This is a genomic window from Chitinophaga silvisoli, from assembly GCF_003412465.1.
GTDB classification, from domain to species: Bacteria; Bacteroidota; Bacteroidia; order Chitinophagales; family Chitinophagaceae; genus Chitinophaga; species Chitinophaga silvisoli.
Window position 1 is genome coordinate 586,962 of record NZ_QTJV01000006.1, and the last position, 26,350, is coordinate 613,311.

The following is a 26,350-nucleotide window of genomic DNA, read 5'->3' on the forward strand; positions in this document are numbered from 1 at the left end:
CATGAAGAAGATCATCGTCTTTTTGTTTTTATATAGTTTCAAACTGAGCGCACAGGATGTGGGCTACTCTCAATATTACGATCAGCCTATGCTCAGGAACCCTGCACTGGCAGGAATCTTTGATGGTGATATCAGGGTGACGGCTTCTTACAGGAATCAATGGGAGAGTGTAACAGTGCCTTACAGAACTTTTGGATTGAGTGCTGAATACAAGACTCCATTCCATGCGTTGTTTTCTGAAAACAGCACCGTTACTTATGGCTTGCAGGTATTGCGGGATATAGCAGGTACTTCCGAGTTTAGTACCACGCAAATTATGCCGGCAGTAAATAGTAGTTTTTTTATAGGCAGAGAAAAGGTTTCCTATATCTCAGTAGCTTTTATGGGTGGACTGATGCAACAGCGCTTTGATCCAGCCAAACTACAGTTCAATGATCAGTTTGTAATGGGCAGTAACGGGACATTCAGCATCCTGCCTTCTTCGCAACAAACTTTTGATCAGACAAGCGTGAGTTATTTTGACATGGCAGCAGGCGTGAGTTACAATGGTACTTTGAAAAATGAGATTGATTTATTCGTCGGCGCAGCAGGGTATCATTTGAATAGTCCGCAGGTGGGATTTTTCAAAGGGAATAAAATTACCTTGAATAAGCGGGTATCTTTGAATGCTGGTCTATCAGTACCAACAAGTGAAATGAACAGGTTTATTCTATATGCAGATTATTTCAGGCAATTCAGAAGAATAATACCAATGGATGCTGTAGGGATCAGCACCATGCAGTTTGGTGCGATGTATAGCTGGGATTTATCAGACCAGATAGACCTGTCAAAGAATTTTACCCTGGGAGTATTGTATAGGAAAAATGATGCGATTATCCCGGTGGTCAGGTTGGAGATGTATAATTTTCTTTTTGGATTGAGTTATGATGTAAATGTAGATAAACTGGCAGCGGCCTCTCAACGGCGTGGTGGTCTGGAAGTGATTGTTTCTTACAGGGGGTTCTTAAGTAGCAGGAATGAGAGCCGGCGGCAGACTTTGTGCCCGACATTCAGGCGCTGATTATTTTAAATACTAATATATTGAGGTAAGGGAATAGGTCCCTGATCCTATTTAAGCATTCCGCGACAACAGCTCAACTTGCATCCTTAAAATTAAATTGAAAAAAATAATGTCCGCTTATTATTTTTGCACCCTGATAATTCAGCCTAATTGCCAGCTACACCACAATACAGTGACCATGAACTGCTGTCCTTACTAAAAGAAGACAGCGATACCGCTTTCACACAGATTTATTATCAATACTGGAAGCTGCTGTTCGCTATTGCTGCCAGCAAGCTGGAAAATACCGCAGATGCTGAAGAAATCGTTCAGGAAATCTTCACCGACCTATGGCGGCGCCGCCACGAAATCAGGATAGAGCAATCACTTAAAGCTTATCTTGCTGCCGCTGTCAAGTTCCAGGTCTATACCTACATGGCCAGAAAGCATCAGGAATCGCAAAGACAGGCCTACTCCCCCAGCCCTGACATCCTTGCCACCACCCCTGAAGACCTTCTTCGCCGCAAGGAACTCCAGGAGCAATTGTATGACATCACCCAACAACTTCCTGAAAAATGCCGCCTCGTCTACCAGCTGAGTCGCGAAGCAGGTCTTTCGAACAAGGAAATCGCGGCCACCCTCTCCATTTCAGAAAAAACCGTTGAAAACCAGATGACCAAAGCCCTCAAACGCCTGAAATTAGCCTTCCGGTCATTTTTATTTACTTTTTTTTAATTCCCCGTAGGGGATCATCCCTTAATTCTATACTTATAGAATATGCCTGAAGAAAAAGACTACTACCACGAACTTGCGGATAAATGGTTGAAAGGCACCATTACTGAAGCAGAAAGACTTGCGCTGGAACAATGGTACCAGCAGCAGGATCTGACTGTACACATTCCGCCTGCCCAGGCAGTGAGCGAGGCCGCACATGCTGCCCGTATGCTGAGCAGCATACGAAGCAGGACGAAAGTACGCACTGCCAGGTATTGGTGGGCGGCAGCAGCCTCGGTGGCCCTGCTCATAGGCGTGGGGATCTTTTATAAATTCAGGAGCCCTGTAGTTATTGCAAAAGTAACGGATGTAGCACCCGGTATGAATGGAGGCATGCTCACCCTGGCAGATGGCAGCCAGATTTCGCTGGATAGCCTGCACGAAGGCAGGGTCACTACCCAGCAGGGCGTACAGGTAATATTCAAAAACGGGCAAATCAGTTATGAGGGTAATGGAACAAGTGTAGCCTATAACAACATCACCACTCCACCAGGCAGGCAGTTTCATATTGTACTCGCCGATGGCACAGGCGTATGGTTAAATGCAGGCAGCTCGATCACCTTCCCTACCGCATTTACAGGTGTGGACAGAACCGTGAAAGTAACCGGAGAAGTGTACTTCGAAGTACAGGCTTCCGCAAAGCAACCATTTCATGTACAGGTCAATGATGGCTATAACATCCAGGTATTGGGCACACGTTTTAACGTGCATGCATACAAGGATGAAGATTATATACAAACAACATTATTAGCAGGGGCAATCAAAGTAAAATCGCAATTATTAAAGCCAGGACAGGAACTGATTGAGGGCAAAAAACAGGAACAATTATTATCAGGCATTGACACCACACAGGCCATCGCATGGAAAAACGGGCAGTTCTCTTTTAAAGCAAGAACACGTATCGATGAAGTGATGCGTCAACTCGCCCGCTGGTATAACATTGAAGTAGTATATGAAGATGGTGTACCGGATATCGTTTTTGCCGGAGACATGCAAAGAGATTTATCCCTGATGCAGGTAATCCGGGGAATGGACGACATGGGAGTTTCGTTTACATTAAACGGTCGCCAACTGCTGATCCGTAAGCAAACAAAGTAAAACAACATAGTTCAATTCAGCATGGCCTGTACACGCAACGGTACAGGATAGCATCGCCATGCCTATCACCAAAATCAAAACAGATATGAGATCTAGTTTAATTGCCTTCTTTATTGCGGCGCTGTTCATGACGGGCTCTGTCATGGCTCAGACTATCAACTACACCGCGAAGAAGGTTTCTCTTGAAAAGGCCATCAGTACGATCAAACAACAAACGGGCTATTCCGTGATGTACAATCCGGATATCCTAAGCGGGGCCCCCGCAGTATCTGTCAATGCCAAAGACATGCCACTGAAGGAATACCTGGAACAGATCCTGGCAGGTAACCCACTGAAGTATACGATTGAAAACAAAACCATCTTTATCAAACATGACCATTCCAAAATGAATCATGAAGATGGCGGCGGCTTTCGCATGGTACGCATCTTCCATGTAACAGGTAAGGTAACAGGGGAAGACGGGCAGGCATTACCACTGGTTTCAGTAGCCATCGGTAATACTCCCTACGGCGGTACGACGGACAAAGAAGGTGTGTTTACCTTGCATGAAGTAAAAGAAATGCAGACACTTACCTTTACCTACATGGGCTACAAAAAACTCTCCGTGAGCATTGCAGCCTGCTGTGGTAAAGAATCTTTGCCGGAAGGTGTCAGCTCCACCATGGTAGACCCCAGTAAGCTGTCACTGACCGTACGCCTGGAACCTGATGTAAAATCACTGGGAGAAATAGCGATTGCCAATACCGGTTACCAGCTGGTATCCAGGGAAAGATCTTCTGCTGCAATGACAACGGTGAATGAAAAGGAACTGAATACACAACTGAATAATAACATGACCACTGCCCTTGAAGGTAAGGTTGCAGGTGTGAGTTTTTACCGCGGCGAGCCGGCAATAAGAGGTACGAATACCTTTGGGAATGACACCGCTGGTGCCAAACCCCTGCTGGTAATTGATGGTATGATCACGGAAGGCGAATTGGCTGACATCAATGTATATGACATCGAATCGGTAACTGTGCTGAAAGATGCTGCCGCCTCCTCCATCTATGGTGCCAGAGCAGCAAATGGTGTGATTGTACTGACTACCAAAAAAGGTAAACGCGGTGCAGGGGTACAGATCAATGTGAATGCTGATCATTTCATCACTATGAAACCCGATGTGGCAAAGATGCATTATGCAAGCACCAGCCAGATCATTGACTATGAAACAGACAAGTATAATTACGAACTGAATAACTATGGCGGCAATATCACAGAGCTGTTTAACAGCTATGGAAATACCGGCAGTGGTACTATCAAATACTATTCTCCCCTGTACGCATTGTACCAGAACCAGGCGAATGGAAAAGTGACACAGGAAGAGGTAGACAATACAATTGCACAATGGAGAAAGAACGACTACATCAGGGACTATACCAAATACGTGTGGAAGAACGAGATGAAACAACGTTACAACATCTCCCTGAGCAATGCAGGCGATAAGACCAATACCTATGTTTCTGTGAATTACGAAGGTAACCAGCAACGGGTAATGAACAATACCAGCGATATCCTCTCAGTATACTTTAAGAATACCTACTCCGTAAATAAATGGCTGGATGTAACGGCAGGACTGAATGGCCGCTACAGCACAGAGACCACCACCTACGACCTCTATAACACCTACGATTTACAACCAAGGTATTCAACTATCCTGGATGCAAACGGCAATAAAGTTTATGCAGATTATGTAAATGTAGAAGACGGTTTCAGTAGTTCTGACGGAATGAATGCACAGGTGGCAGGCGCTATTGCCGGCAACTCCAATTTTAAATCTGTAAAGTTCAATGTACTGGATGAGCTGAACAATGGCTTAACCAAAAACAATACACTCTGGCTGCGTTCTTTTACAGATGTCAATATCCGCTTCAGTAAACACCTGAAATACGGAGTAAAGCTGCAATATGAAATGAGCAGGAAAGAACTGAGCATGCAGAACGAAGCTGACTCCTACCGCATGCGCTACCTGTACAATGCCATGCTTACCTACAACAGTACCACAGGAAAGTATACTGAAAGCATTCCTACCGGGGACCGCCTTTATACAGCTAACTCCAGGGCCAGGAATTTTACTTTCCGGCAACAGTTAGACTACAACAATGATTTCAAAGTAGCAGGTAAAAACAGTTCTCTTTTCGCCATTGCTGGTATGGAAACCAGGGAACTCTACACCCCTGGCATCAACAGTTCACTGATCTATGGATATAACCCTGTGACATTGAGTTCTACCCTGGTAGACTGGTATTCTATGACAGAGAACGGCATTAACAGCTATCTCTATGGTACCACCACCCTGAGCTACACCCCGGGTAAAGTAAGGACAACTACGCGTCACCGCTACGTATCATTCTATGGCAACTTCGGCTATACCTTCAATGAACGTTATAACCTGACAGGTAGTGTGAGAGTGGATCAGACAGACCTGTTCGGTACTGATCCCAAATACAGGTACCGTCCTTTATGGTCAGTAGGTGGTGGATGGAATGCAAAGAATGAACATTTTCTGCAGGATGTATCCTGGCTGAACTTCCTGAAGCTGCGCACAACCTATGGTATAGGTGGTAACGTAGATCAGAGTACCTCACCATTCATCAGGGCTACTTTGAAAAGCGATAACCTGTTTCCAGGTCTGCAGTATTCCAACGTGAGCACCTTGCCAAATCCGAAGCTGCGTTGGGAAAAGACAGCTACACTGAACTTTGGTGTCGATTATACAATCTTCAATAATGTATTGAGTGGTAGTATCGATTACTACCGCAAATACAGTTCTGACCTCCTGGCAACGACCGACCTTGATCCTACCGTAGGTAACACTTCAATGACTATTAATAATGGTGCAATGAGTAACCGTGGTGTTGAAATCATGGTAAACAGCACCTGGATGAACAGGAAAGATTTCACCCTGGCTTCACGCCTGACAGTAGGGTTTAACAGGAACAGGATCGAAAAGGTGACGCACTCGGTAACGGATGCTTATAACCTGATTGGTTCACCCAATGCGAACTACTATGCAGGTACACCTCTGAACGCAGTGTACGCCTATCAATATGCTGGTATGACGAATGGTTACCCTACCTTCTACGACCAGGATGGCAAAGTGAACGTGACCTTTGATGCAACGGGTACCCCTACTACAGTGACTGCACTCAACCAGCCAGCCGTGGTAAAACTGATGGGTACTTCAACCCCAAGGTATACAGCATTCTTCCAGCAAATGGCAGGCTATAAGGGCTTTGAGCTGACAGTGAACTTCGCTTACTACGGTGGCCATAAGATGAGAAAAGATGCGATAAATCTGAATGGATTTGATCAGAAAGATGAGTCACTGGCAAGAAGGTATAACGAAAATAATACGAACACAGATGTTCCAAGATTACAGGTAGATTATCCTGCTGCGCTGATGGCGTATGCAAGCACATTGTCTACTTACTATTCCTATTCAGACCTACAGGTGGTAAGTGCAGCGTCCATGAGACTTCGCAACGTGGCGCTGGCTTACACACTCTCCGGCAAGTATTGCAAGCTGCTGCATGTAAAAGGGCTCAGGCTCACAGCACAGGCAAATAACCTCTGGTTGTGGACAGCGAACAACGATGATATAGACCCGGAGACCTTCAGTTTAAACACTGGGTTTAGAAACCTGCCAACACCAAAGTCTTATTTATTCGGCGCAGCCCTTTCCTTCTAATCTTTTAAAATACGGTAATGAAAAAATATATCGTCATATTCTTGCTTTCATTTCTTGTCCTGGGTTGTAAAAAGTACCTGGATATTACGCCTACAGGGCAGATTGTAGTGGAGACAACGGAAGATTTTTATAACCTGGTGAGTTATCCGGGCAGGGGTTATCCTATCAATAACTTCCAGTATTTAGTAGATGATCAGTGGATCAGGGAGAATGCAGTGATCGGTGTGGCGAAGAATATTGATATCATCAATGTAACCTTCGATACATCCGTGAGCCGGGTAGATTACATGAGTGCTTCTACCCTGTATAATCGTACCTACACTTACATCAATCGCTGGAATATGATTGTGACACTGGTGGATGAGAGTAACGGCGATGAGAACACCAGGAAAATAGCGAAGGCAGAGGCGAAGGTACTGAGAGCGTATGATCACTTTATACTGGTGAATACATTCGCGAAGATATACAATCCTGCTACAGCAGCGACTGATGGCGGCATCTGCATCATGGACAAGTATGACCTGGAAGCAAAGCCGGTAAAGGCTACAGTAGCAGAAGTATATGATTTTATAGAAAAAAACCTGGACGAAGCAATCCCGTACCTGCAACAGACACCGAAAGACGTGTATCATCCCTCACTGGCATTTGCCTGGGCGTTCAAGGCAAAAGTACTTTTATTTAAGAGAGAGTATGAGAAGGCAAAAGCGGCAGCTTTACAGGCGTTGACCTACAATAACAGTCTCTTTGACATGGTAGCTTATTCCAACCAGGGAGGACCTTCTGTACTGGCTATGCCAGCGGGTTCTAACCCGGAGACCCTAAGTTATATGTATATGACTTCTTACAATGAAACGAACTTTGGATATTCTTATAAGATCAGCGGCGAGTTGAAAACCTTGTTTGGATTGCATGATGCCAGGTATAACCTGTTCTTTGATTCCACCAATAAGACCTACCTGGATATAGGCGCACATACGGCTTACTGGAAGGTAAAGTATACAGCGTTCTTTTATCCGACAGTCGGCATCCAGGTACCTGAAGTGTACCTGACTCTGGCAGAGTGTTATGCGCGTACAGGTGACCTGTCATCCGCAATGGATATCGTGAATAACCTGCGAAGCAAGCGTATTACAGATGCTGCGGAAGCAAAGCTGGAGAACCCAGGTAATACGGTGGATGTGGTGAAATATATCATTAGCGAACGCCGTAAAGAGTTGTTGTTTGGGTTTAACAGGTTCTGGGATCTGAAGCGGTATAATACGGAGCCGGAGTATGCAAAGACAATTACCCGTACGTTCCCCCTGGTAAGTACGGCTGTGCCACATCAGACATACACCTTGCCACCGGATTCAAGGTTATATGTGATTCCGTTTGCACAGGATGTGCTGAAGAAAAACCCGAACCTGACTATTAATACGAATGAAACCCTCCCCTGGTAAGATGGGTTTGTAACATTCATAAAAACCAGATTGTGCAAATGATTAGAATGACAGTACTGCTTGCATTGTTAGCGCCTTTTGCAAAGGTGCAGGCACAGGATACAACAGCGTATAAGAAAATCATCACCCATGCGGCGGTGACGAGGCAGGGGATGTTTACAGTGCACCAGGTAGACGGGAAGTATTACTTTGAGATCCCTGATTCGATGTTTAACAGGGACATACTTGTGGTGAACAGGTTCGTGGCTACACCGGAGGAATCGCAGGTATATGGCGGGGAAAAGGTGAGTGAGCAGACGGTATATTTTGAAAAGGGTGCAAAGGTATTTTTGCGGCTGGATGCATCTAAGGCGATGGTGCGGGACACTACACAGGCTATCTATAAAGCCGTGCGTAACGCAGGTGTTCGCCCGATCGCAGCGGCCTTTGACGTGAAGACGACAAATCCCGAAAATGGCAACGTGGTGATAGAGGTGACAGATTTCTTCAGAAAAGATAACCTGCTTACTTCATTGCCTGCGGACATGAAGACAGAACGTAAAATTGGCTCCTATGCTGATGACAGGTCTTTCATTGGCAGCATTCACACCTACCCTATCAATATAGAAGTCCGGACTACAAAGACTTATTCTTCTACGGCTAATGCCGCAGGTGCGGTCACGTTTGAGTTGAATACATCGATGGTGATGTTGCCGGCTAAGCCTATGCGTAAAAGGTTCTTTGATGAGCGGGTTGGTTATTTTGCAAACAGGACAGTGTTGTATGATGATGATGCCCAGTCTGCGCAGAATTATTATGTGATACAACGGTATAATTTACAACCTTCAGATGTAGAAGCGTATAAGCGTGGTGAGCTGGTAGCGCCGGTGAAGCAGATCGTGTACTATATAGATCCGGCTACGCCAAAGAAATGGCGGCCTTACCTGATAGCAGGTGTGAATGACTGGAATAAGGCGTTTGAGCAGGCAGGGTTTAAGAATGCGATCGTGGCGAAGGAATGGCCGGAAGGAGATACTACCATGAGTATGGAAGATGCGCGGTTTTCAGTGATCAGGTATTTTGCTTCTGAGACATCTAATGCTTATGGGCCAAGGATCAGTGATCCCCGGAGCGGGGAGATTATTGAGAGCCATGTGGGTTGGTATCATAATGTAATGAAACTGGTGCATGACTGGTATATGGTACAGGTAGCTGCGGTAGATCCGAGAGCGCGGAAGATGGTATTTGATGATGAGCTGATGGGGGATTTGATCCGGTTTGTATCGTCTCATGAGGTGGGGCATTCATTGGGTCTGCGTCATAATATGGGAGCAAGTAGTCAGACACCGGTAGCATTGCTGAGGAATAAGAAATGGGTAGAGGCGAACGGCCATACAGCATCTATTATGGATTATGCACGCTTTAACTATGTGGCGCAGCCGGAGGATAGTATTGGGAAAGAAGGCTTGTATCCGCGGATCAATGTGTATGATAAATGGGCGATTCAGTGGGGGTATAAGCAGATCTTTGGAACGGAGGATGAGTATGCAGATAATAAGGTGTTGAATAAATGGATAGTGGATAGCCTGGCAGCGAATCCGCGTTTGTGGTTTGGTGGTGAAGGGAAGAACGAGGATCCGCGTTCACAGACGGAGGATCTGGGAGACGATGCGGTGAAAGCAGGCGATTATGGAATTATGAATCTAAAAAGGATTATGCCTTCTCTCCCGGCATGGACAGCAGAAGAGGGGGATTTATATACTAACCTGAAGCGGATTCATTCAGCGGTGTTGAAGCAGTATAACCTGTATGTGTATCATGTGATGAAGTATGTAGCTGGCTCCTATGTGACGCAGAAGAGTACAGATGAAGCAGGAGATGTGTATGCTCCGGTATCTAAGACTACAATAAAATCGGCTATAGACTTTTTGGGCAGGCAGGTGATGCAACCGCCGCTGTGGTTATATCCGCCGGAGATAAGCGGGAAGGTGAAGCTGACCCCAATGGAAGATATTGCGAACATGCAGAATAACCTGTTGAATACCTTGTTTAATCCTGGGATGTTGTATACGATGATGCAGCGGGATTATGCACTGGATGAGTACCTGAATGATGTGAAAAGGATAGTGTGGAGGAAGCCTTCAGGGAATGCGACGGAGGATGTATACCTGAGAAATATGCAGCGGATGTATATAGAAAGGATTGCGATGATTTTGAAGCCCAAAAGTATGGAAGAAGGCAAGATGCTGACTAATGCGGAGCGGAGTGATGGAAGGTTGTATGTGAAGATGCATCTGGAGAAATTGAAGCAAGAGATAATGGTGATGCCTGCGGTGAATAGTTTACAAATTTCTCATAAGCAGGACTTGTTACTGCAAATTAAAAAGGTGTTAGAAGCACCGTACAAGTGATGAATTGATGCCCTGGAACTCTTTCCGGGGCTTTTTTTTATTGGTAATGGTACCAGCTTCTATAGGGAAACGATATCGGAACAGATTTGGGCATGATTGGCAACCGGGGTGTGAGAGTTACAGGCGAGGATGATAGGGAGTAAGTATTTCATGGTAAGGCTGAATGATTACAATTCGTTGAGGCTGTAACACCGTTGATCTTCTAATTGACAATAAAAACAGATTTTTTCTGCCTTCTTTTTGTCTGTAAAACCGATATAGGGCGAAAGCGTTTCTCTGAAAAACGAAATCATTCTGCTATTCAACATACTGAAAGCCTGCAGGTCAGGTTCGGGGTGTGTCAGCAGGTTCTTAAAAGTATTTGCCAGGTAAGCTGCCGTGCCTATCATATTTCCGGGAAGGCAGGTTTTCTTTTTGCCCCATTTACTCATTGTTGTATAATAATATGAACCAGGATCAGTCGTATCAAATTGTACAGGCAATTCATTTTCCTTACACAATTCAATGAAATAATCAAAGCATTGGCGTTCAAAAGTTCTTTTCTCAAAATAGATCTGAAATTCTTCCCAGGAGCCGTAGTTAAGCCTGAAAATTGACATATATACCTGGTAGCAACAGGCATACAGAGCTACCATCTGTTTATAATCAATTTCGATCCTTATAGTATTGGCAGGTTTCCGATTTCTATTTTCTGATAAGAAAGAAAGGAAGTTAATATTTTCATAAGTTCTCAGGCCATTGCAATTTCCTTCTTTCCAGTAATTTTCAAGTTGTTCATCGGAAATATGGTGCAGGATAGCAGGATGAGCGATACTAATGAGGATATTGCCTAATTCTGATATAGTGGATTGTGAAATGGTACTGGTATTTATTTTCCAGGAATATTCATCCTTCCCGGGCAGGAGATAACCAATATTTTCTCTGTAATGAAAATCTACATGAGAAGGATTGGTGCTTAATTTACAGCCCTGAAGTTTTGTAAGGAGTGTGGAGCGGGTGTATAGATAAATGGTAAAATTCAGTTGACCAGGACGGGTGGGAGCCGATATGTAAAAGCGAATGGCACCGAGATTTCCTGACTTTTTCAGGTAAAAGGATTCTCCATTTCGCTTATAGCCGAGCGGACTTAAAAAGGTCGCTGCTGCCTTTAGAATTTGTTTATATAGGTTCACGATCAGGAGTAGGTTTTAATAAAATCTGAGAACCATCTTACGTTAAAAAAGTGTGCCAATAGTTGCGATGATTGGTATTAAAGATTTGTTAATTGATGCAGCCGCTACCGTTTAATGTAGGTGATTTTAATTCTTTTTAACCTTTATATTTTTAAGAGAAGCAGGTTGCAAATTTCAACTACATCGTATACCCAATCCTCACCTTAATCGCACTCGTCGCCGGTACACTCCTGGCCGCCAAAAAATCATACAACACCATCAGGTTCCCTTTCAGTTTCCCACTGATCTTATACTTTTTACTCAGCCCCAACAATGCACTCCCCGTCCACAAACTCAAATCCTTCAACTGTGATACATTTGTAATCGCCGTCAGGTAATTTTCCTCAAACCCTCCATTCAAATAAAACGTTCCCTTCAACTTCCAATCCACATATGACCTCAACCCTATCCCCTGATGTGTAAACGCTATATGGTTCCATCCTGTACCCATCCCCAGCTTATAAGACACCCCTATTCCAACAGATCCGTTCTTATGAAACTTATACCCCACTTGTCCTGCGATATCTGTAGTAGTAGGATAATAAGACGTATTCTTCTGGAACTGCAGATTTCCTCCAAACTCCAGGCGTTGTAAAAAACTCTTGGTCTTCATCGGATTCGGCTTGAAATCAGGCATATCTCCCGCATTATCCAGGTTAGCATACTTATCCTTCAACTCATTCAACTGTGACTTCGCCTGTGCCAATTGCTGACTCACCGCCTGCTGCGCACTGGGATCATTGCCCAGTCGCTGTGATACCAACTGTTCTACCTGGCTCCGCGTCTGTAATCCTGCCAGGCTGGTAGAATTACTACTTGCTCCTATCAAATTAAACAGACTTGCAAACTGTGAATGCTGTGCAAGAAAATTATTATACGCCGGCATTGTCTTTAACAATGCCACCGCCTTCTCCTCCGCCTTTTTCCTATCAGACAGGGTAGCCTTATATTCATTCAGCTGTTGCCCATAGTAGTACGCCTCTTTATTGAGATTCGTCAGGTCCTTGCCAAACCCTGTATAATTAGCCAGTTGCTGCTTTAATAACTGCCTTTGCTCCCGCAAATAAGCCTTTACCTGTTCCGCCTGTTGCAGACTATTCTGCAGGTTGTCTACGCTGGCTGTTGCACTTGCCAGTTTACCACTGTTTGCACCCAATACACTATTAGACCCTTGCAGGAACTTCAGGGAATTCTGCAAGGTATCCATATAAGCACCACCGGCATTCGAAGTAAGGCCGCTCACCTTCCTGCCCAAACCCGCCTTCATATTATTGAGACTGTCTATCGACTGGGAAAAGATCCTTTTTGCTGCTGTTGAATCCACCTTCATCAGCTTCGCCTGCATCCTTTTTTCCTGGCGCGCAAAGCGATCCAGGGCTTGTGCCGTGCGCTTGTCCACCTGCGCTTCGACATGTGCTGATTTACGTTTTACCTGTGACAGATATTTGTCAGGTAAGGTAATAACACTGTCCTTTCTAATTGTTGAATCACTTGCCGGATTATTGAACAATACAGTAAAAACAGTGAGTAGAAATACGTTCATAGTTGTATAGAGAAAGGTTTACAAACTTACGGAGTAAAAGTATTGCTATATGTGCAAGGCAGAAATAACACCTTAGTAGTATATGCCAATGATTATACAAAACACAATGCCCTCCTTACCATCAATTAATGACAGTAAGGAGGGCATTTATCTGGCGACTTAAATATTACCTTTCTTCATTTCTTTATACATGTAGTCCACAGCACGCGCCGTAAGTGCCATATAGGTAAGCGATGGATTCACGCATGCTGCCGATGTCATGGCCGCACCATCTGTCACGAATACATTTTTCACTGCATGCATCTGGTTATAGCCATTCAGGATGGAAGTCTTTGGATCACGACCCATACGGGCGGTACCCATTTCATGGATGGCCATGCCCGGATAAGAACCGTTGTCGAAAGTTTTGATATCCTTCATACCTGCAGCTTCCAGCATTTCTGCGGCATCGTTCATCATATCCACACGCATCTTCTTTTCGTTCTCTTTGAACTCTGCATCGAATTTGAGTACTGGCTGGCCCCAGTCATCCTTTACAGAATTGTCCAGGGTAACCTGGTTGGATTCGTAAGGCAGACATTCGCCGAAACCACCCAGACCGATGGACCAGTTGCCCGGTTCTGAGAGCATGTCTTTGAAGTCCTTACCTACGCCCAGTTCAGCGACACCACGAGACCAGCCTTCACGGCTGGCACCGCCCTGGTATCCGAAACCACGGAGGTAATCACGCTTGTCACTACCAATGTTGCGATAGCGTGGAATATAAATACCGTTTGCACGGCGGCCAAAGTAATATTTATCGTCAAAGCCTTCTGCCCTGCCGGAAGCGCCTGTGCGGAAATGGTGATCCATGAGGTATTTACCCAGTACGCCGCTGTCATTGCCCAGGCCATTCGGGAAACGGCTGGAAGTAGAGTTCAGCAATACAAAGGTGGTACCCAGGGTAGAACCATTGACAAAGATGACTTTGGCATAGAACTCAGTCATCTGTTTGGTGTGTGTATCAATGACACGTACACCGGTGGCCTTGTTTTGCTTCTCATCATAGATGATGGAGTTTACAATGCTGTCCGGGCGTAAGGTCAGGTTGCCGGTGGCCATGGCAGCAGGGAGTGTGGAAGACTGTGTGCTGAAATAAGCACCGAAAGGACAACCACGGCTACAAAGGTTACGGTACTGGCAATTAGTACGACCGGGAAGTGGCTTTGTGATATTTGCTACCCGGCCCATAGTCATGATACGGCCTTTAAACTGGCTTTCAATACGTTTCTTCACTTCTTTCTCCACGCAGTTCATTTCCATGGCTGGCATGAACTGGCCATCAGGCAGTTGGGGTAGTCCTTCGGCCTGCCCACTGATACCTGCGAATTTCTCCACATAATCGTACCATGGTGCAATGTCTTTATACCGGATGGGCCAGTCAACTGCAATACCGTCTTTGAGATTGGCTTCAAAATCGATATCGCTCCAGCGGTAAGACTGACGGCCCCACATGATGGATTTACCTCCTACGATGTCGGGACGGAACCAGTCAAAGCGCTTCACCTCATTGTAAGGTGATTTGGAATCATTGAGCCAGAAGCGCTCATTGTATTCACTATATGGATAGTCACGGCTTAATTTAGGGTGTGATTCCTTTTGTGCTGCTGTGATTTTGCCACGGTGTGGGAACTCCCAGGGAGCCTTGGTGGCGGTATCGTAGTCCTTAACGTGTTCCAATTTTTTGCCCCTGTCCAGCATGAGCACTTTGAGACCTTTTTCTGTCATTTCTTTGGCAGCCCAGCCACCACTCACACCAGAGCCGATCACGATGGCATCATACGTGTTTTGCTCCTGAGCTTTAGTATTCAGATTCATGGAATTACTTCTTGAGTTGATAAATTAATGTGCGCGAACGAGTCTTATCTATTGAGGTCGGATGGGCCGATAGCTGTTATTGTCGAATTACTCATTAGCTATTGCCCCGAATTACTACATAGCCCAGGCTTTCTGACCTTTGGCGTAAGGAATACAACCTTCATATTTACCTGGAACCTGTACATAGCGAAGGGCTTTGGTAGCGCCGGCTTCGGAAGTGAAATACCCTGTCAGCGTCAGTTCTTTCAGGATCTGGAAATAGTGCGTTGGATCCTTTTCTTTTTTGTTTTCACGTTTATTATAAGCGATACGTTCCTTGTCGATCTCAGTCAGAATGCCTGTTTTCTGTTCTGCTGTCAGGTCTACGAATGGCTTTTTGAATTGCTTTTGAGCGGCATCATCGATTTTTTTCAGACCATCCAGTACCACTTGCTGGTCTTCGGGTTTGTAACAATCGTTGAGCATGAGGGCAATAAACTCGTCTACTTTGGCTGTTTTAGCACCAGGTGTATCGGTTTCCGGGATGATCGTCTCTACAATCTCAGCCAGCATCTTTTTGGTCTCCGGTGCCTGTAATGCGTAGTTATCAGGGCCTTTTGGATTACAGCCTTCCAGGGCTGACAACGTGGACGCGGAAACTGCCGACCCTAAGAGAATGGCAACGTTCCGAATGGCTTCTCTTCTGTTCATAATAGTAAATTGATTTGACCTTTGTACTCAAGTTTCATAAAAAAACTGACTTTTCATAGAAAAAATAAATAAACGGAAGGAAAAGTTACAAAAAGAAAGGCGGGTATGAAACAGAAAAGCGCTCCTACCTAAGGCAGGAGCGCTTTTTAAGGAAGCATTGGTTCCTTACATAATATATTGGCCTTTGTTGTCTACAAGGACAACCGGAAGGCGGTGGTGCTGTTCGAAATAATCGTAAGCGGTTTTCAGGTCGGCCCAGAACTTGGTCGAGGTTTTATCGTCCGGGTTCAGTTTTACCCCCTGCAGGTATTCATAAGAGCGGGTACGGCCGAATTTAACCGGGAATACGTGTACGGGAATGAAGTCCTGGCCGGCGTTCTTGGCATTTACTGCCAGAATGTATACCTCTTCGATGAATTCATCGGTGAGGGGAATACAGCCGATGGTAAGACAGCTACCATGGATATAAATTTCATTGCCTGGTTTCTTCTGATCGCTCAGGATCTTGTCAGAGAAGTTCGGATAATTGATACCCAGTGACAGGTGGTAGTTGCTATTCGGATTGAAGTCATTGATATAGTAGAATCCTTCCGGTACCTGCTGGTCCCCTTCCTTGCGTTTAGGGCCCATTTTGCCTGACAGGGTACATACCCGGTAGGATTTAAACAACCGGAAAGTATCGGTAGCCTTGTTTTTTACCCAGATTTCCAGTTCACTATCCAGTTTGAACGAGCGCAGGAAGATGTATTTAGCCGGGTATTCCAGGCCTTTCTTTTCAAATTCCTTCTTTAATTGCTCTTCTTTATCCCTGTAAGCTACGCCTACTTTCGGGAACATCTTCTGGTTGTCCAGAAATGATTGCTGCTGGGCAAACACTTTTCCTACCCCAAGTAGTATCATTACTGCTAAAACGACCTGCTTCATAGATATTATATCCCTTTTACAATTTCACGTTTACGGTTTAACCGGTGTGGCATCCGGTGGTGTTGCATTGAAAGTCTTATACGCAAGATAAAACAATAATATTGAAAATATAATGTATATCACAATTCCTATTTTGCGATTCGCAAAACGGAGGATATAATGGCGCTCACCCTGGTAGATCAGTACAGCTGTAATCATCTGAAAAATTCCTGCCAAAAGAAACAATGCGCCTAATAATGTTTGTACTCTCATAAACAACGATCTGTTATGCAAATTATTTCAAATTTTGCAACAATAGCAATACCCCGAATGTGCAATGGCGGAGGGAACAGGGCCATAGTCGCGGCTGATGGGGATAATGTGCTCATTGTCAAGGAAATGTTAAACTATGGAAGGTCTTATTAAAATAAAAAAGGGCCGCTCCGGTTTGGAACAGCCCTGTTTGCTAAAAACAACAATAGAACGGCGGATCTTCAATAGAACAGACCTCCCCGGTTTACAGGTTACCTCTTAATGCCTGTTCTCTTTCAATAGATTCAAACAATGCTTTGAAGTTGCCCTTTCCAAATGACTGAGCACCTTTACGCTGGATGATTTCAAAGAAAACAGTGGGTCTGTCCTGTACCGGTTTAGTAAAAATCTGTAACAGGTAACCTTCGTCGTCGCGGTCTACGAGGATCCCCAGCTCTCTCAGTGGCTGCAGGTCTTCGTCGATCTCTCCTACCCTGTCCAGCAAAGTATCGTAGTAAGATCCCGGAACTTTCAGGAATTCCACGCCTCTGTTTTGCAGGTCGGTTACTGTCTGAATAATATTGTTGGTGGCGATGGCTACGTGCTGTACACCGGGGCCACCGTAAAAGTCGAGGTATTCTTCGATCTGGGATTTCTTTTTGCCTTCTGCAGGTTCATTGATCGGGAATTTCACACGGCCATTGCCATTGCTCATTACCTTACTCATGAGGGCAGAATACTCAGTAGAAATATCCTTATCGTCAAAGGAAAGCAGGTTGCGGAAGCCCATGACCTGTTCGTAGAAGTCTACCCAGGTATTCATTTCATTCCAGCCTACATTGCCCACGCAGTGGTCTACATACTGGAGACCAGTACTGGTTGGGTTGTAAGTGGTGTTCCATTCCCTGTAACCTGGCAGGAAAGGACCGTTGTAATTCTTTCTTTCTACGAAAATGTGTACAGTATCGCCATAGGCATGAATGCCGCTGCGGATGACGGTACCAAATTCATCTTTTTCTTCTTTGGGTTCCATGTAAGGTTTAGCACCTCTCTTTACAGTCTCTTCAAATGCAGAGCGGGCATCGTCTACCCACAGTGCGAGCACCTTCACACCATCGCCGTGTGCAGCAATGTGTGCAGCCATATCATTGCCAGGCTGGAGTGGCGTAGTGAGTACAAAGCGCAGTTTGTTCTGCACCAGTACGTAAGATGCACGGTCTTTCACACCTGTCTCAGGACCTGCATAAGCGAGAGACTGGAAGCCGAAAGCGGTTTTGTAATAATGGGCGGCCTGTTTTGCGTTGCCTACGTAGAATTCAACGTAGTCAGTGCCGTTCAATGGTAAAAAGTCTTTTACATTGGCAGGAGCTGCTGCTACAGCAGCATCAGGAGCAGTACTCATGGTGGTTTGATTTTAAGAAGGTCAGGAAAGTTTTGGTGTATGTATATGTGAACGAATGACAGCAATGCGTATCAGCATTGACATCATCAAAAGGAGTGCTTACAGATATGTAAATAATGAAAATTGGGGCATACCTGTAATCAGGCGATTACAGCATCCATGGCCAGCGTGGACATCAGGAAGCAGTACTTGCTGTGACGCTGGTCTGATTTGGAAGAATGGTATGTGCGCGTAGTGTGCATTAAATAGTTGCTCATGCAATAATATGCATTCCTGATGGAAAAACAAAATTCAGGAATTGAGGGGGGGTGTCGTTTGATTATTTCGGATTTCTATGGCTAATGAGCTATGCCCAAAGGTCTACAGGAAAGGGAATTTTGTTGGTAGTTGTAAATAATTGATTCTACAATTCAAAGGGGTTAAAGTTTGGGGTAAAAATAAACCGGATCCCTATCTCAAAATTTAGGGATCCGGTAAGGGCCAGCGGCCGGATTAATTAAATCAATTCTAACTGGTATAACTTATCGTTAATATACTTGATCTCTTCTGCACTCAACTTCACATTGATCGCTCTTGCATTCTGTATTGCCTGGTTAGCATCGCGGGCACCTACCAACGCTACAGTAATCCCTGGCCTTTCGATCGTCCAGCGGATGACCAGCTGAGCCAGTGTCGCATTTTTACTCTCTGCCATAGGGCGGATCTGATCCAGGAAGGCATTGATCCGAACCAGGTTTTCTTCCTTGTAATATTTTGAACCGGGACGGGTATCACCTTCGCCGAATTTATGGCCAGGTTTAATCTTGCCGGTCAGCAATCCTCTCTGCAGCGGACTATAGGCCAGGATCCCTTTCTTATGCTCTATGCAGTAAGGCACTGTCTCCTTTTCAATATTGCGTTCTACCATGCTGAAAGGCACCTGGTTGGAAGCGAGTTTTACTACGCTCTCAGCCTGCTTCATCTGCGCTACACTGTAGTTGCACACACCTGCTTCACGGATCTTACCCTGCTGCTTTAATTGCGCTACTGCTTCAAAAGTTTCTTCAATAGGTGTGGTAGCATCAGGCCAGTGGATCTGAAACAGGTCGATATAATCCGTTCCCAGTCGTTTCAGACTGTTTTCACATTCAAGGATAACACTTTCCTTACCTGCATATTTGTAGATGTCAATATCCTTGCCGCTGTTGTCCTTGCTTTTAAAACCAAACTCACCTTTTGCAAGATCCCAGCGCATCCCGAATTTAGTCAGGATTTGTACTTTGCTGCGGTCTGTACCTTTCAGTGCTTCACCTACAATTTCTTCACTCAGGCCCTGCCCGTAAATAGGAGCAGTGTCTATAGAAGTCACACCTTCTTCGATAGATGCTTTGATGGCTTCCACGGCATCTTTGCGCTCTGCGCCGCCCCACATCCATCCACCAATTGCCCATGCGCCAAATGTGATAGCGCTTACCTTCAGTTCGCTTTCGCCTAATTGTCTAAATTCCATTTTGTTCCCGTTTAGTGGTGCAAGATAACTAAAAGATGGCAGTGAGTCGGGCATTAAAAGCTGCCAGCATTGGTTTCCTGGCTGCTGACTACAACCGCTTCTTTTTATATCCAGCTCATCGTATAACTCTCATCTTCTATTCCCAACGCCTCTTCTGTAATCTGCAAAGGATGAAAGGTATCCACCATCACGGCCAACTCCTTTGTCTCCGTCTTCCCGATACTCTTCTCCACCGCTCCCGGATGGGGCCCATGTGGTATACCACCGGGGTGTAATGTGATCATCCCACGTGTCACATGCTTACGACTCATAAAATCGCCATCCACATAATACAACACTTCATCACTATCAATATTACTATGATTATAAGGCGCTGGAATTGATTCGGGATGATAATCATACATTCTCGGTACAAATGAACACACCACAAAATTATGCCCTTCAAATGTCTGATGCACTGGCGGTGGCTGATGCACCCGCCCTGTTATCGGTTCAAAATCATGGATCGAAAAAGCGAACGGATACTCGCATCCATCCCAGCCTACCACATCGAACGGATGATGTGCATAGTGGATCGGATACATCATGCCTTTCTTTTTAATCTTAATGAGATAATCGCCCGCCATATCAACAGTAACCAGGTTCTCCGGCTGCCGGATATCCCGCTCGCAATACGGTGCATGCTCCAGCAGCTGCCCATACTTACTGAGATAACGCTGCGGATAACGGATAGGACTAAATGATTCTACGATAAACAACCGGTTCTCCGGTGTATTGAAATGAATCTGGTAAATTGTACCGCGTGGCACTACCAGATAATCACCATAGCCGAAAGATAGTTGTCCATATTGCGTGAGCAAGGTACCACTTCCTTCATGTACAAAGATCATTTCATCGGCATCTGCATTCTTGTAGAAATATTCCGTCATACTCTCCTGCGGAGCCGCCAGAACGATGTGCAGGTCGCTATTCACCAATACCGGCTTTCGACTCTGCAGAAAATCCTTCTTGGGCATAATGTTAAAACCCTGGAAACTCCGGTGCTTCAGCATCTTTTCTTCTGCAACTTTGGGTGCTACAGAAAAAGGGGCATCCACTTTCACAATTTCAGTAGGTGGATGGCAATGATAAAGCAAGGTAGAATTGGAAGAAAAACCTTCAGTGGAAAATAACTGTTCGGAATACAGGGACCCATCCGGTTTGCGGAATTGGGTATGACGCTTGTGCGGGATAGTTCCCAGCTTACAATAATGAGGCATTACAATATGTTTTGGATGTACGAGTTACAATTCTATGACAAACGACTAGTAAATAAGAGGGGCATCCATGGCCAGTGCTGCCAGGAGGAAACAGTATTTCCAGCGGCGCTTATCGATATAATATGTGAAGTTTCGGAAATAAGGCATCGTAACGTGGTTACCTCAAATGTAAGAAATTAGTGAATACCAACTTATTGTTAGCAATCCCAAAGCATTACCCGTAAATTTTAACAAAAAACCACCCTTAAATTTAAATTATTTCAAAATTCTGACAATTCATTTGCTAATTCAAAACATATTCCAGACTTTTGTTTGCGAATAGTAAATTATACAAAATAGTGCTACCGATAGTTACATACATCACTTCTGCCTCCCGCACCATCCCCGGTGCTGGTTTCAGCACTATTATTACTACCACAATTATTACCCCGCTCCGGGGTTAATTTTCACATATCATCCAACGACCACTGAGCGTGGTAACCAGCAGCAAAAGCGATAGGATCTTTACGTATTAACAATTACAGACATGCAAGTATTAAAATTTGGCGGTACCTCCATGGGAAGCGCCCAGGCGATAGAACAGGTTTGCGAGATCGTTAAAAATAAAAAACAAAACGGCCGTCTTACCATTGTAGCTTCTGCTATGAGCGGCATCACCGACAAACTCATACAGGTAGGCACCCTCGCCGGACAAGGACAGGAACAATATAAAAGCGTATTAGAGGAGATTGAAAACAAACACCTCGACACCATCCGAACCCTCTTCCCTATCACTGCGCAGAGCAGCATTATCTCTCAGGTAAAAAAGCGCGTTAACGTACTGGAAACACTGTGCGACGGTATCTTCCAGGTAGGTGAACTCAGCGCAAGATCGTTGGATAAAATCATGAGCTTTGGCGAACTCGTATCCTCTTACCTGCTCGCTGAAAAACTCAAAGTCAGCGGCCTTTCTGCCGCATGGAAAGACAGCCGTGAACTGATCGTAACCGATGGTTACTATGGTAACGCAGCTATCAATTTCATCGCTACCAATCATCAGACTAACCAATACTTTCAGCAGGAAAGCGCTACCTATGTGGTACTGCCGGGTTTCGTAGCCGCTACTGCCGATGGCGAAACCACTACGCTAGGCAGAGGTGGTTCCGACTATACCGCTGCTATCATCGCAGCTGCCCTCAATGCCGATGTACTGGATATATGGACTGATGTAAGCGGGATGATGACCGCCGATCCACGCCTTGTATCCCAGGCTATTCCAATCCCTCATATCAGCTATGCTGAAGCGATGGAATTGTCTCACTTTGGTGCCAAGGTAATCTACCCCCCTACCATCCAACCGGTAATGGACAAGAAAATACCTATCTGGATCAAGAACACCTTTGCGCCAGATGATTATGGTACCCTGATCCATACCCCTGACGGCAGCAACCGCACTTACCCTGTAACCGGTATCAGCGGCATCCAGAAGATCGCCCTGCTCACCCTCGAAGGTAGTGGCATGGTGGGCATCCCGGGCTTCTCCAAACGCCTCTTCGAAGCCCTGCTCCAGGAGAAGATCAACGTGATCCTCATCACCCAGAGCTCTTCCGAACACTCTATCACCGTAGGTATCCATGAAGCAGATATGCTGAAATCCAAACAGGCGGTGGATAGCGAATTCGCACAGGAAATACAGGAAAAACGCATCCAGCCACTGGTAGTAGAAAGAGATATGAGCATAGTAGCGGTAGTAGGTGATAAAATGAAAAATCACCATGGCACCAGCGGCAAACTCTTTGCTGCCCTGGGTCGTAATGGTGTCAACATCCGTGCGATCGCACAGGGTTCTACCGAAAAGAACATCTCTGTGGTGATCAACAAGAACGATGTAAAGAAAGCACTGAACGTCATCCACGAAGCATTCTTCGAAACCCCGCTGAAACAGGTGAACGTATTCATCGCAGGTGTGGGCAACGTAGGCAGTAAACTGCTGGAACAACTGAACCAACAGCACAACTTCCTCATGAATGAACTGGGACTGCATGTTCGTGTAGCCGGTATCGCAAGCAGTAAGAAAATGGCATTCGGCCACACTTCCATCAACCTGCCTGAATGGCGGCAGTTGCTCGAAAACGGCGAGCCTTCCGATATAAAAAACTTTGCGCAAAAGATCAAAGCCCTCAACCTGCGCAACAGCGTATTTGTTGATAACACCGCTAGTCCTGAAGTAGCAGCAATCTACGGCGAATTCCTGCAACACGGGATCTCTGTCGTAACCTGCAATAAAATCGCCTGTTCTTCTGACTACAACTACTATAAGAGCCTGAAAGAAACTGCACGCAAGTTCAACGCTTCTTTCCTCTTCGAAACCAACGTAGGTGCAGGTCTGCCGGTGATCAACACCCTCAATGACCTGATCCGCAGCGGTGATAAGGTAAACAGTATCGAAGCAGTACTGAGTGGTAGTCTGAACTTCGTGTTCAACAACTTCGTAGATGGTGCCAGCTTCCGTGAAGTAGTAAAGGCTGCACAGGACGAAGGGTATACCGAACCAGATCCACGCATCGACCTGAGTGGTGTGGATGTAATGCGCAAGATCCTGATCCTGGCCCGTGAAAGTGGTGCAAGAATGGAACTGGAAGACATTACCAACCATTCCTTCCTGCCTGCCGAAGCGCTGAACGCTCCTTCTGTAGCTGAGTTCTACGAACAACTGGATGTTCACGCAGCTCACTTCAAAGGCCTGTACGAAGCAGCAAGCAAAGAAGGCAAACGCCTGAAGTTCGTAGCCCGCTATGAAAACGGTAAAGCGTCCGTAGGACTGCAATCCGTAGCGCCCGAGCATCCTTTCTACAACCTGCTTGGAAAAGATAACATTGTGCTCTATACCACTAACCGCTATGCTGACCAACCCCTCATCGTAAAAGGTGCAGGTGCAGGTGCAGATGTAACAGCGTCTGGTATCTTCGCAGATATTATCCGTTCTGCCAGATAATGTTTATCTTAAATGTTCAATCACAAAGCAAAGACTGATGGAAAATGATTGTATAAAAGTATTTGCCCCCGCAACGGTAGCCAATGTAGCCTGTGGCTTTGATGTGATCGGGTTGGCGATGGATGCACCCGGCGATGAGTTCATTATGCGCAGGAGCAGTAAACCGGGCGTGACGATCACCAAAGTACATGGTGCAAATCTGTCTACAGATCCTGCACAGAATGTATGTGGTGTGGCAATACAGGCATTGTTGCAAAAGCTGGGACAACCGGATGCAGGTATAGAACTGGAATTGTTTAAGAATATTACCCCTGGCAGTGGCATTGGCTCCAGTGCCGCCAGTAGCGCTGGTGCTGTTGTAGGTGCCAATCACCTGCTGGGCGAACCTTTCTCCCGCAAGCAACTGGTTCGCTTTGCTATGGAAGGAGAAAGGCTGGCCAGTGGCGCTGCGCATGCAGACAATGTAGCCCCCGCTATCCTCGGTGGCTTCACCCTTGTAAGAAGTTATAAACCGCTTGATATTACAAGCCTCCATACACCGGGCGAACTCTGGGTGACCGTGATCCACCCGCAGATCGAAGTAAAGACTTCCGATGCCCGCGAGATCCTGAAACAAAAAGTACTCATGACAGATGCCATCCGCCAGTGGGGCAATGTCGGTGCACTCGTAGCAGGCCTTTACCAGGAAAACTATGACCTCATCAGCCGTGCACTGGAAGATGTGATCGTAGAACCCGTACGTGCTATCCTTATTCCTGCTTTCTACGAACTGAAAGTAAAATGTAAGGAAGCCGGTGCCCTGGGTGGAGGTATCTCCGGCTCCGGTCCGTCTGTATTTATGCTGAGCAAAGGAGAAGCCAATGCCCGCAATGTAGCAGAGATGATGAATACCGTATATGCTCCGCTGGGCGTGGATTACAAGATCCATGTATCCAAAATCAATACGGAAGGTGTGAAAATATCAAAAGCGTAATCAACAAATGAAATACTATAGTTTACAAAATAAACAACACGTCGTATCGTTCGAAGATGCAGTAGTAGCAGGCCTTGCCCCGGACAAGGGATTGTATTTCCCGGAGCAGATTCCCGCATTTGACAAACAGTTCCTGGACAACATCGGCGAAAAGAGCGAGGTGGAAATCGGCTATGCAGCGATCAAACCCTTCGTAGGCGAAGAAATTCCCGATGAAGTGCTGCGGAAGATCATTGCCGATACCCTGAGCTTTCCCTTCCCTGTTACACCTGTTCACGATAATATTTATTCCCTTGAACTCTGGCATGGTCCTACCCTTGCCTTCAAGGACGTAGGTGCCCGCTTCATGGCAGGTTGCCTCGGTTACTTCCGCAGGAATGATACCCGGCCGGTAACAGTGCTGGTAGCTACCTCGGGCGATACCGGCGGCGCAGTCGCCAATGGCTTCTACGATGTACCGGGTGTGAAAGTAGTGATCCTCTACCCCAGCGGTAAAGTAAGCACCCTGCAGGAAAAACAACTGACTACACTGGGCAGGAATATCACCGCCCTGGAAATAGCCGGCACCTTCGATGATTGTCAGCGTATGGTGAAAACCGCTTTCCTCGATGCAGAACTGCAGGCCCACAGCCTGCTCACCAGCGCCAACTCTATCAACGTAGCCCGCTGGTTGCCACAGATGTTCTACTACCTGCTGGCGTATAAGCAACTGCAAAAAGAGGTCGTCTTCTCCGTACCGAGTGGCAACTTCGGTAATATCTGTGCCGGTATGATGGCTGCTGCTATGGGCCTGCCTGTAAAACATTTTGTAGCCAGTACCAACGTCAATGATACCGTTCCCCGCTTCATGGAGAATGGTCAGTATGCACCCGGTCAGGCAAAACCTACGCTTTCAAACGCTATGGATGTAGCCGACCCGAGCAACTTTGTAAGGATCCTGCAATTGTTCATGAACAATCTACCGGCATTGAAAGAGAAGCTCACCGCCTACAGCTTTGATGACAAGGCGACAGTAGCCACCATGGAAGCCGTATGGAACGAGCATAAATACATGCTGGATCCCCATGGCGCAGTAGGTTACCTGGGGCTGCAGAAATACCTGGCAACTGCGAAAGATGCCACCGGTGTATTCCTGGAAACGGCTCACCCTGTGAAATTTGCCGACACCGCACCAGCTGCCCTGCAAGCACAGATAGTAACGCCTGAGAGTGTACAATACCTCTACTCACTGGAAAAACAATCCGTTCAACTCCCGAATGACTACGCAGCCCTGAAAGACTGGCTGATGAAGCAATAAAGGTTTTAAAAAAATAAGCATCTCAGTGAGATG

At 45.8% G+C, this 26,350-nt stretch carries 18 protein-coding genes; 9 read left to right on the top strand and 9 right to left on the bottom strand.

Going from position 1 to position 26,350, the window contains the following annotated elements:
- The first annotated feature begins 1 nt into the window (after nt 1).
- The 6 genes from DXN04_RS17845 to DXN04_RS17870 all read left to right on the top strand — a co-directional run bounded on the left by DXN04_RS17845 (nt 2) and on the right by DXN04_RS17870 (nt 10,467).
- On the top strand, nt 2-1,060 hold the full coding sequence (locus DXN04_RS17845; protein WP_116854741.1) for a PorP/SprF family type IX secretion system membrane protein: 1,059 nt from the start codon (nt 2-4) through the stop codon (nt 1,058-1,060).
- 150 nt (nt 1,061-1,210) lie between these two features.
- On the top strand, nt 1,211-1,774 hold the full coding sequence (locus DXN04_RS17850; RefSeq protein WP_116854742.1) for an RNA polymerase sigma-70 factor: 564 nt from the start codon (nt 1,211-1,213) through the stop codon (nt 1,772-1,774).
- A gap of 42 nt (nt 1,775-1,816) precedes the next feature.
- Nucleotides 1,817-2,911: a FecR family protein gene (locus DXN04_RS17855; RefSeq protein ID WP_116854743.1), complete on the top strand. Its 1,095-nt coding sequence runs from the start codon at nt 1,817-1,819 to the stop codon at nt 2,909-2,911.
- An 85-nt stretch (nt 2,912-2,996) separates the two neighbouring features.
- Nucleotides 2,997-6,638: a SusC/RagA family TonB-linked outer membrane protein gene (locus tag DXN04_RS17860; RefSeq protein WP_158569065.1), complete on the top strand. Its 3,642-nt coding sequence runs from the start codon at nt 2,997-2,999 to the stop codon at nt 6,636-6,638.
- Nucleotides 6,639-6,655: 17 nt separating this feature from the next.
- Nucleotides 6,656-8,077, top strand: a complete 1,422-nt coding sequence (locus DXN04_RS17865; protein ID WP_116854745.1) for a RagB/SusD family nutrient uptake outer membrane protein — start codon at nt 6,656-6,658, stop codon at nt 8,075-8,077.
- A 47-nt stretch (nt 8,078-8,124) separates the two neighbouring features.
- Nucleotides 8,125-10,467 (top strand): zinc-dependent metalloprotease, encoded by a 2,343-nt coding sequence (locus DXN04_RS17870; RefSeq protein WP_233525622.1) that lies wholly within the window; start codon nt 8,125-8,127, stop codon nt 10,465-10,467.
- A gap of 167 nt (nt 10,468-10,634) precedes the next feature.
- Here DXN04_RS17870 and DXN04_RS17875 read toward each other — a convergent pair whose 3' ends face one another.
- The 9 genes from DXN04_RS17875 to DXN04_RS17915 form a co-directional block, all read right to left on the bottom strand.
- On the bottom strand, nt 10,635-11,639 hold the full coding sequence (locus DXN04_RS17875) for a hypothetical protein (RefSeq protein WP_116854747.1): 1,005 nt from the start codon (nt 11,637-11,639) through the stop codon (nt 10,635-10,637).
- A 178-nt stretch (nt 11,640-11,817) separates the two neighbouring features.
- Entirely contained in the window at nt 11,818-13,221 is a 1,404-nt protein-coding gene (locus tag DXN04_RS17880; protein ID WP_116854748.1) for a GumC domain-containing protein, read from the bottom strand.
- Nucleotides 13,222-13,380: 159 nt separating this feature from the next.
- Entirely contained in the window at nt 13,381-15,078 is a 1,698-nt protein-coding gene (locus DXN04_RS17885) for a GMC oxidoreductase (RefSeq protein ID WP_116854749.1), read from the bottom strand.
- A gap of 114 nt (nt 15,079-15,192) precedes the next feature.
- Entirely contained in the window at nt 15,193-15,768 is a 576-nt protein-coding gene (locus DXN04_RS17890; protein ID WP_116854750.1) for a gluconate 2-dehydrogenase subunit 3 family protein, read from the bottom strand.
- A 165-nt stretch (nt 15,769-15,933) separates the two neighbouring features.
- Nucleotides 15,934-16,692, bottom strand: a complete 759-nt coding sequence (locus DXN04_RS17895; protein WP_116854751.1) for a L,D-transpeptidase family protein — start codon at nt 16,690-16,692, stop codon at nt 15,934-15,936.
- A 30-nt stretch (nt 16,693-16,722) separates the two neighbouring features.
- Nucleotides 16,723-16,944: a hypothetical protein gene (locus tag DXN04_RS17900; protein ID WP_116854752.1), complete on the bottom strand. Its 222-nt coding sequence runs from the start codon at nt 16,942-16,944 to the stop codon at nt 16,723-16,725.
- A 244-nt stretch (nt 16,945-17,188) separates the two neighbouring features.
- A complete protein-coding gene (gene hppD, locus DXN04_RS17905; protein ID WP_116854753.1) occupies nt 17,189-18,325 on the bottom strand; it encodes a 4-hydroxyphenylpyruvate dioxygenase in 1,137 nt (378 codons plus the stop codon).
- A 496-nt stretch (nt 18,326-18,821) separates the two neighbouring features.
- Complete coding sequence (locus tag DXN04_RS17910; RefSeq protein WP_116854754.1) at nt 18,822-19,814, bottom strand: aldo/keto reductase; 993 nt, start codon at nt 19,812-19,814, stop codon at nt 18,822-18,824.
- A 104-nt stretch (nt 19,815-19,918) separates the two neighbouring features.
- The gene (locus tag DXN04_RS17915) at nt 19,919-21,073 is read right to left on the bottom strand and encodes a homogentisate 1,2-dioxygenase (RefSeq protein WP_116854755.1); all 1,155 of its coding nucleotides are present in this window, start codon (nt 21,071-21,073) and stop codon (nt 19,919-19,921) included.
- A gap of 526 nt (nt 21,074-21,599) precedes the next feature.
- On the opposite strand from DXN04_RS17915, the gene thrA reads away from it, so the two are divergent.
- From thrA to thrC, 3 genes are read left to right on the top strand one after another with little or no spacing between them, the layout of a single operon-like run.
- The gene (thrA, locus tag DXN04_RS17920) at nt 21,600-24,047 is read left to right on the top strand and encodes a bifunctional aspartate kinase/homoserine dehydrogenase I (protein ID WP_116854756.1); all 2,448 of its coding nucleotides are present in this window, start codon (nt 21,600-21,602) and stop codon (nt 24,045-24,047) included.
- 37 nt (nt 24,048-24,084) lie between these two features.
- Nucleotides 24,085-25,020, top strand: a complete 936-nt coding sequence (locus DXN04_RS17925) for a homoserine kinase (RefSeq protein ID WP_116854757.1) — start codon at nt 24,085-24,087, stop codon at nt 25,018-25,020.
- A gap of 7 nt (nt 25,021-25,027) precedes the next feature.
- A complete protein-coding gene (thrC, locus tag DXN04_RS17930; RefSeq protein WP_116854758.1) occupies nt 25,028-26,317 on the top strand; it encodes a threonine synthase in 1,290 nt (429 codons plus the stop codon).
- Nucleotides 26,318-26,350 lie beyond the last annotated feature (33 nt).

Excerpts from the sequence above, each read along its gene's own strand:
- DXN04_RS17855 (WP_116854743.1), top strand. The coding sequence starts at position 1,817 with ATGCCTGAAGAAAAAGACTACTACCACGAACTTGCGGATAAATGGTTG.
- DXN04_RS17870 (WP_233525622.1), top strand. The coding sequence starts at position 8,125 with ATGACAGTACTGCTTGCATTGTTAGCGCCTTTTGCAAAGGTGCAGGCA.
- DXN04_RS17895 (WP_116854751.1), bottom strand. The coding sequence starts at position 16,692 with ATGAAGCAGGTCGTTTTAGCAGTAATGATACTACTTGGGGTAGGAAAA.
- DXN04_RS17880 (WP_116854748.1), bottom strand. The coding sequence starts at position 13,221 with ATGAACGTATTTCTACTCACTGTTTTTACTGTATTGTTCAATAATCCG.
- thrA (WP_116854756.1), top strand. The coding sequence starts at position 21,600 with ATGCAAGTATTAAAATTTGGCGGTACCTCCATGGGAAGCGCCCAGGCG.
- thrC (WP_116854758.1), top strand. The coding sequence starts at position 25,028 with ATGAAATACTATAGTTTACAAAATAAACAACACGTCGTATCGTTCGAA.
- DXN04_RS17885 (WP_116854749.1), bottom strand. The coding sequence starts at position 15,078 with ATGAATCTGAATACTAAAGCTCAGGAGCAAAACACGTATGATGCCATC.
- DXN04_RS17890 (WP_116854750.1), bottom strand. The coding sequence starts at position 15,768 with ATGAACAGAAGAGAAGCCATTCGGAACGTTGCCATTCTCTTAGGGTCG.
- DXN04_RS17915 (WP_116854755.1), bottom strand. The coding sequence starts at position 21,073 with ATGCCTCATTATTGTAAGCTGGGAACTATCCCGCACAAGCGTCATACC.
- hppD (WP_116854753.1), bottom strand. The coding sequence starts at position 18,325 with ATGAGTACTGCTCCTGATGCTGCTGTAGCAGCAGCTCCTGCCAATGTA.
- DXN04_RS17865 (WP_116854745.1), top strand. The coding sequence starts at position 6,656 with ATGAAAAAATATATCGTCATATTCTTGCTTTCATTTCTTGTCCTGGGT.
- DXN04_RS17845 (WP_116854741.1), top strand. The coding sequence starts at position 2 with ATGAAGAAGATCATCGTCTTTTTGTTTTTATATAGTTTCAAACTGAGC.
- DXN04_RS17900 (WP_116854752.1), bottom strand. The coding sequence starts at position 16,944 with ATGAGAGTACAAACATTATTAGGCGCATTGTTTCTTTTGGCAGGAATT.
- DXN04_RS17910 (WP_116854754.1), bottom strand. The coding sequence starts at position 19,814 with ATGGAATTTAGACAATTAGGCGAAAGCGAACTGAAGGTAAGCGCTATC.
- DXN04_RS17925 (WP_116854757.1), top strand. The coding sequence starts at position 24,085 with ATGGAAAATGATTGTATAAAAGTATTTGCCCCCGCAACGGTAGCCAAT.
- DXN04_RS17860 (WP_158569065.1), top strand. The coding sequence starts at position 2,997 with ATGAGATCTAGTTTAATTGCCTTCTTTATTGCGGCGCTGTTCATGACG.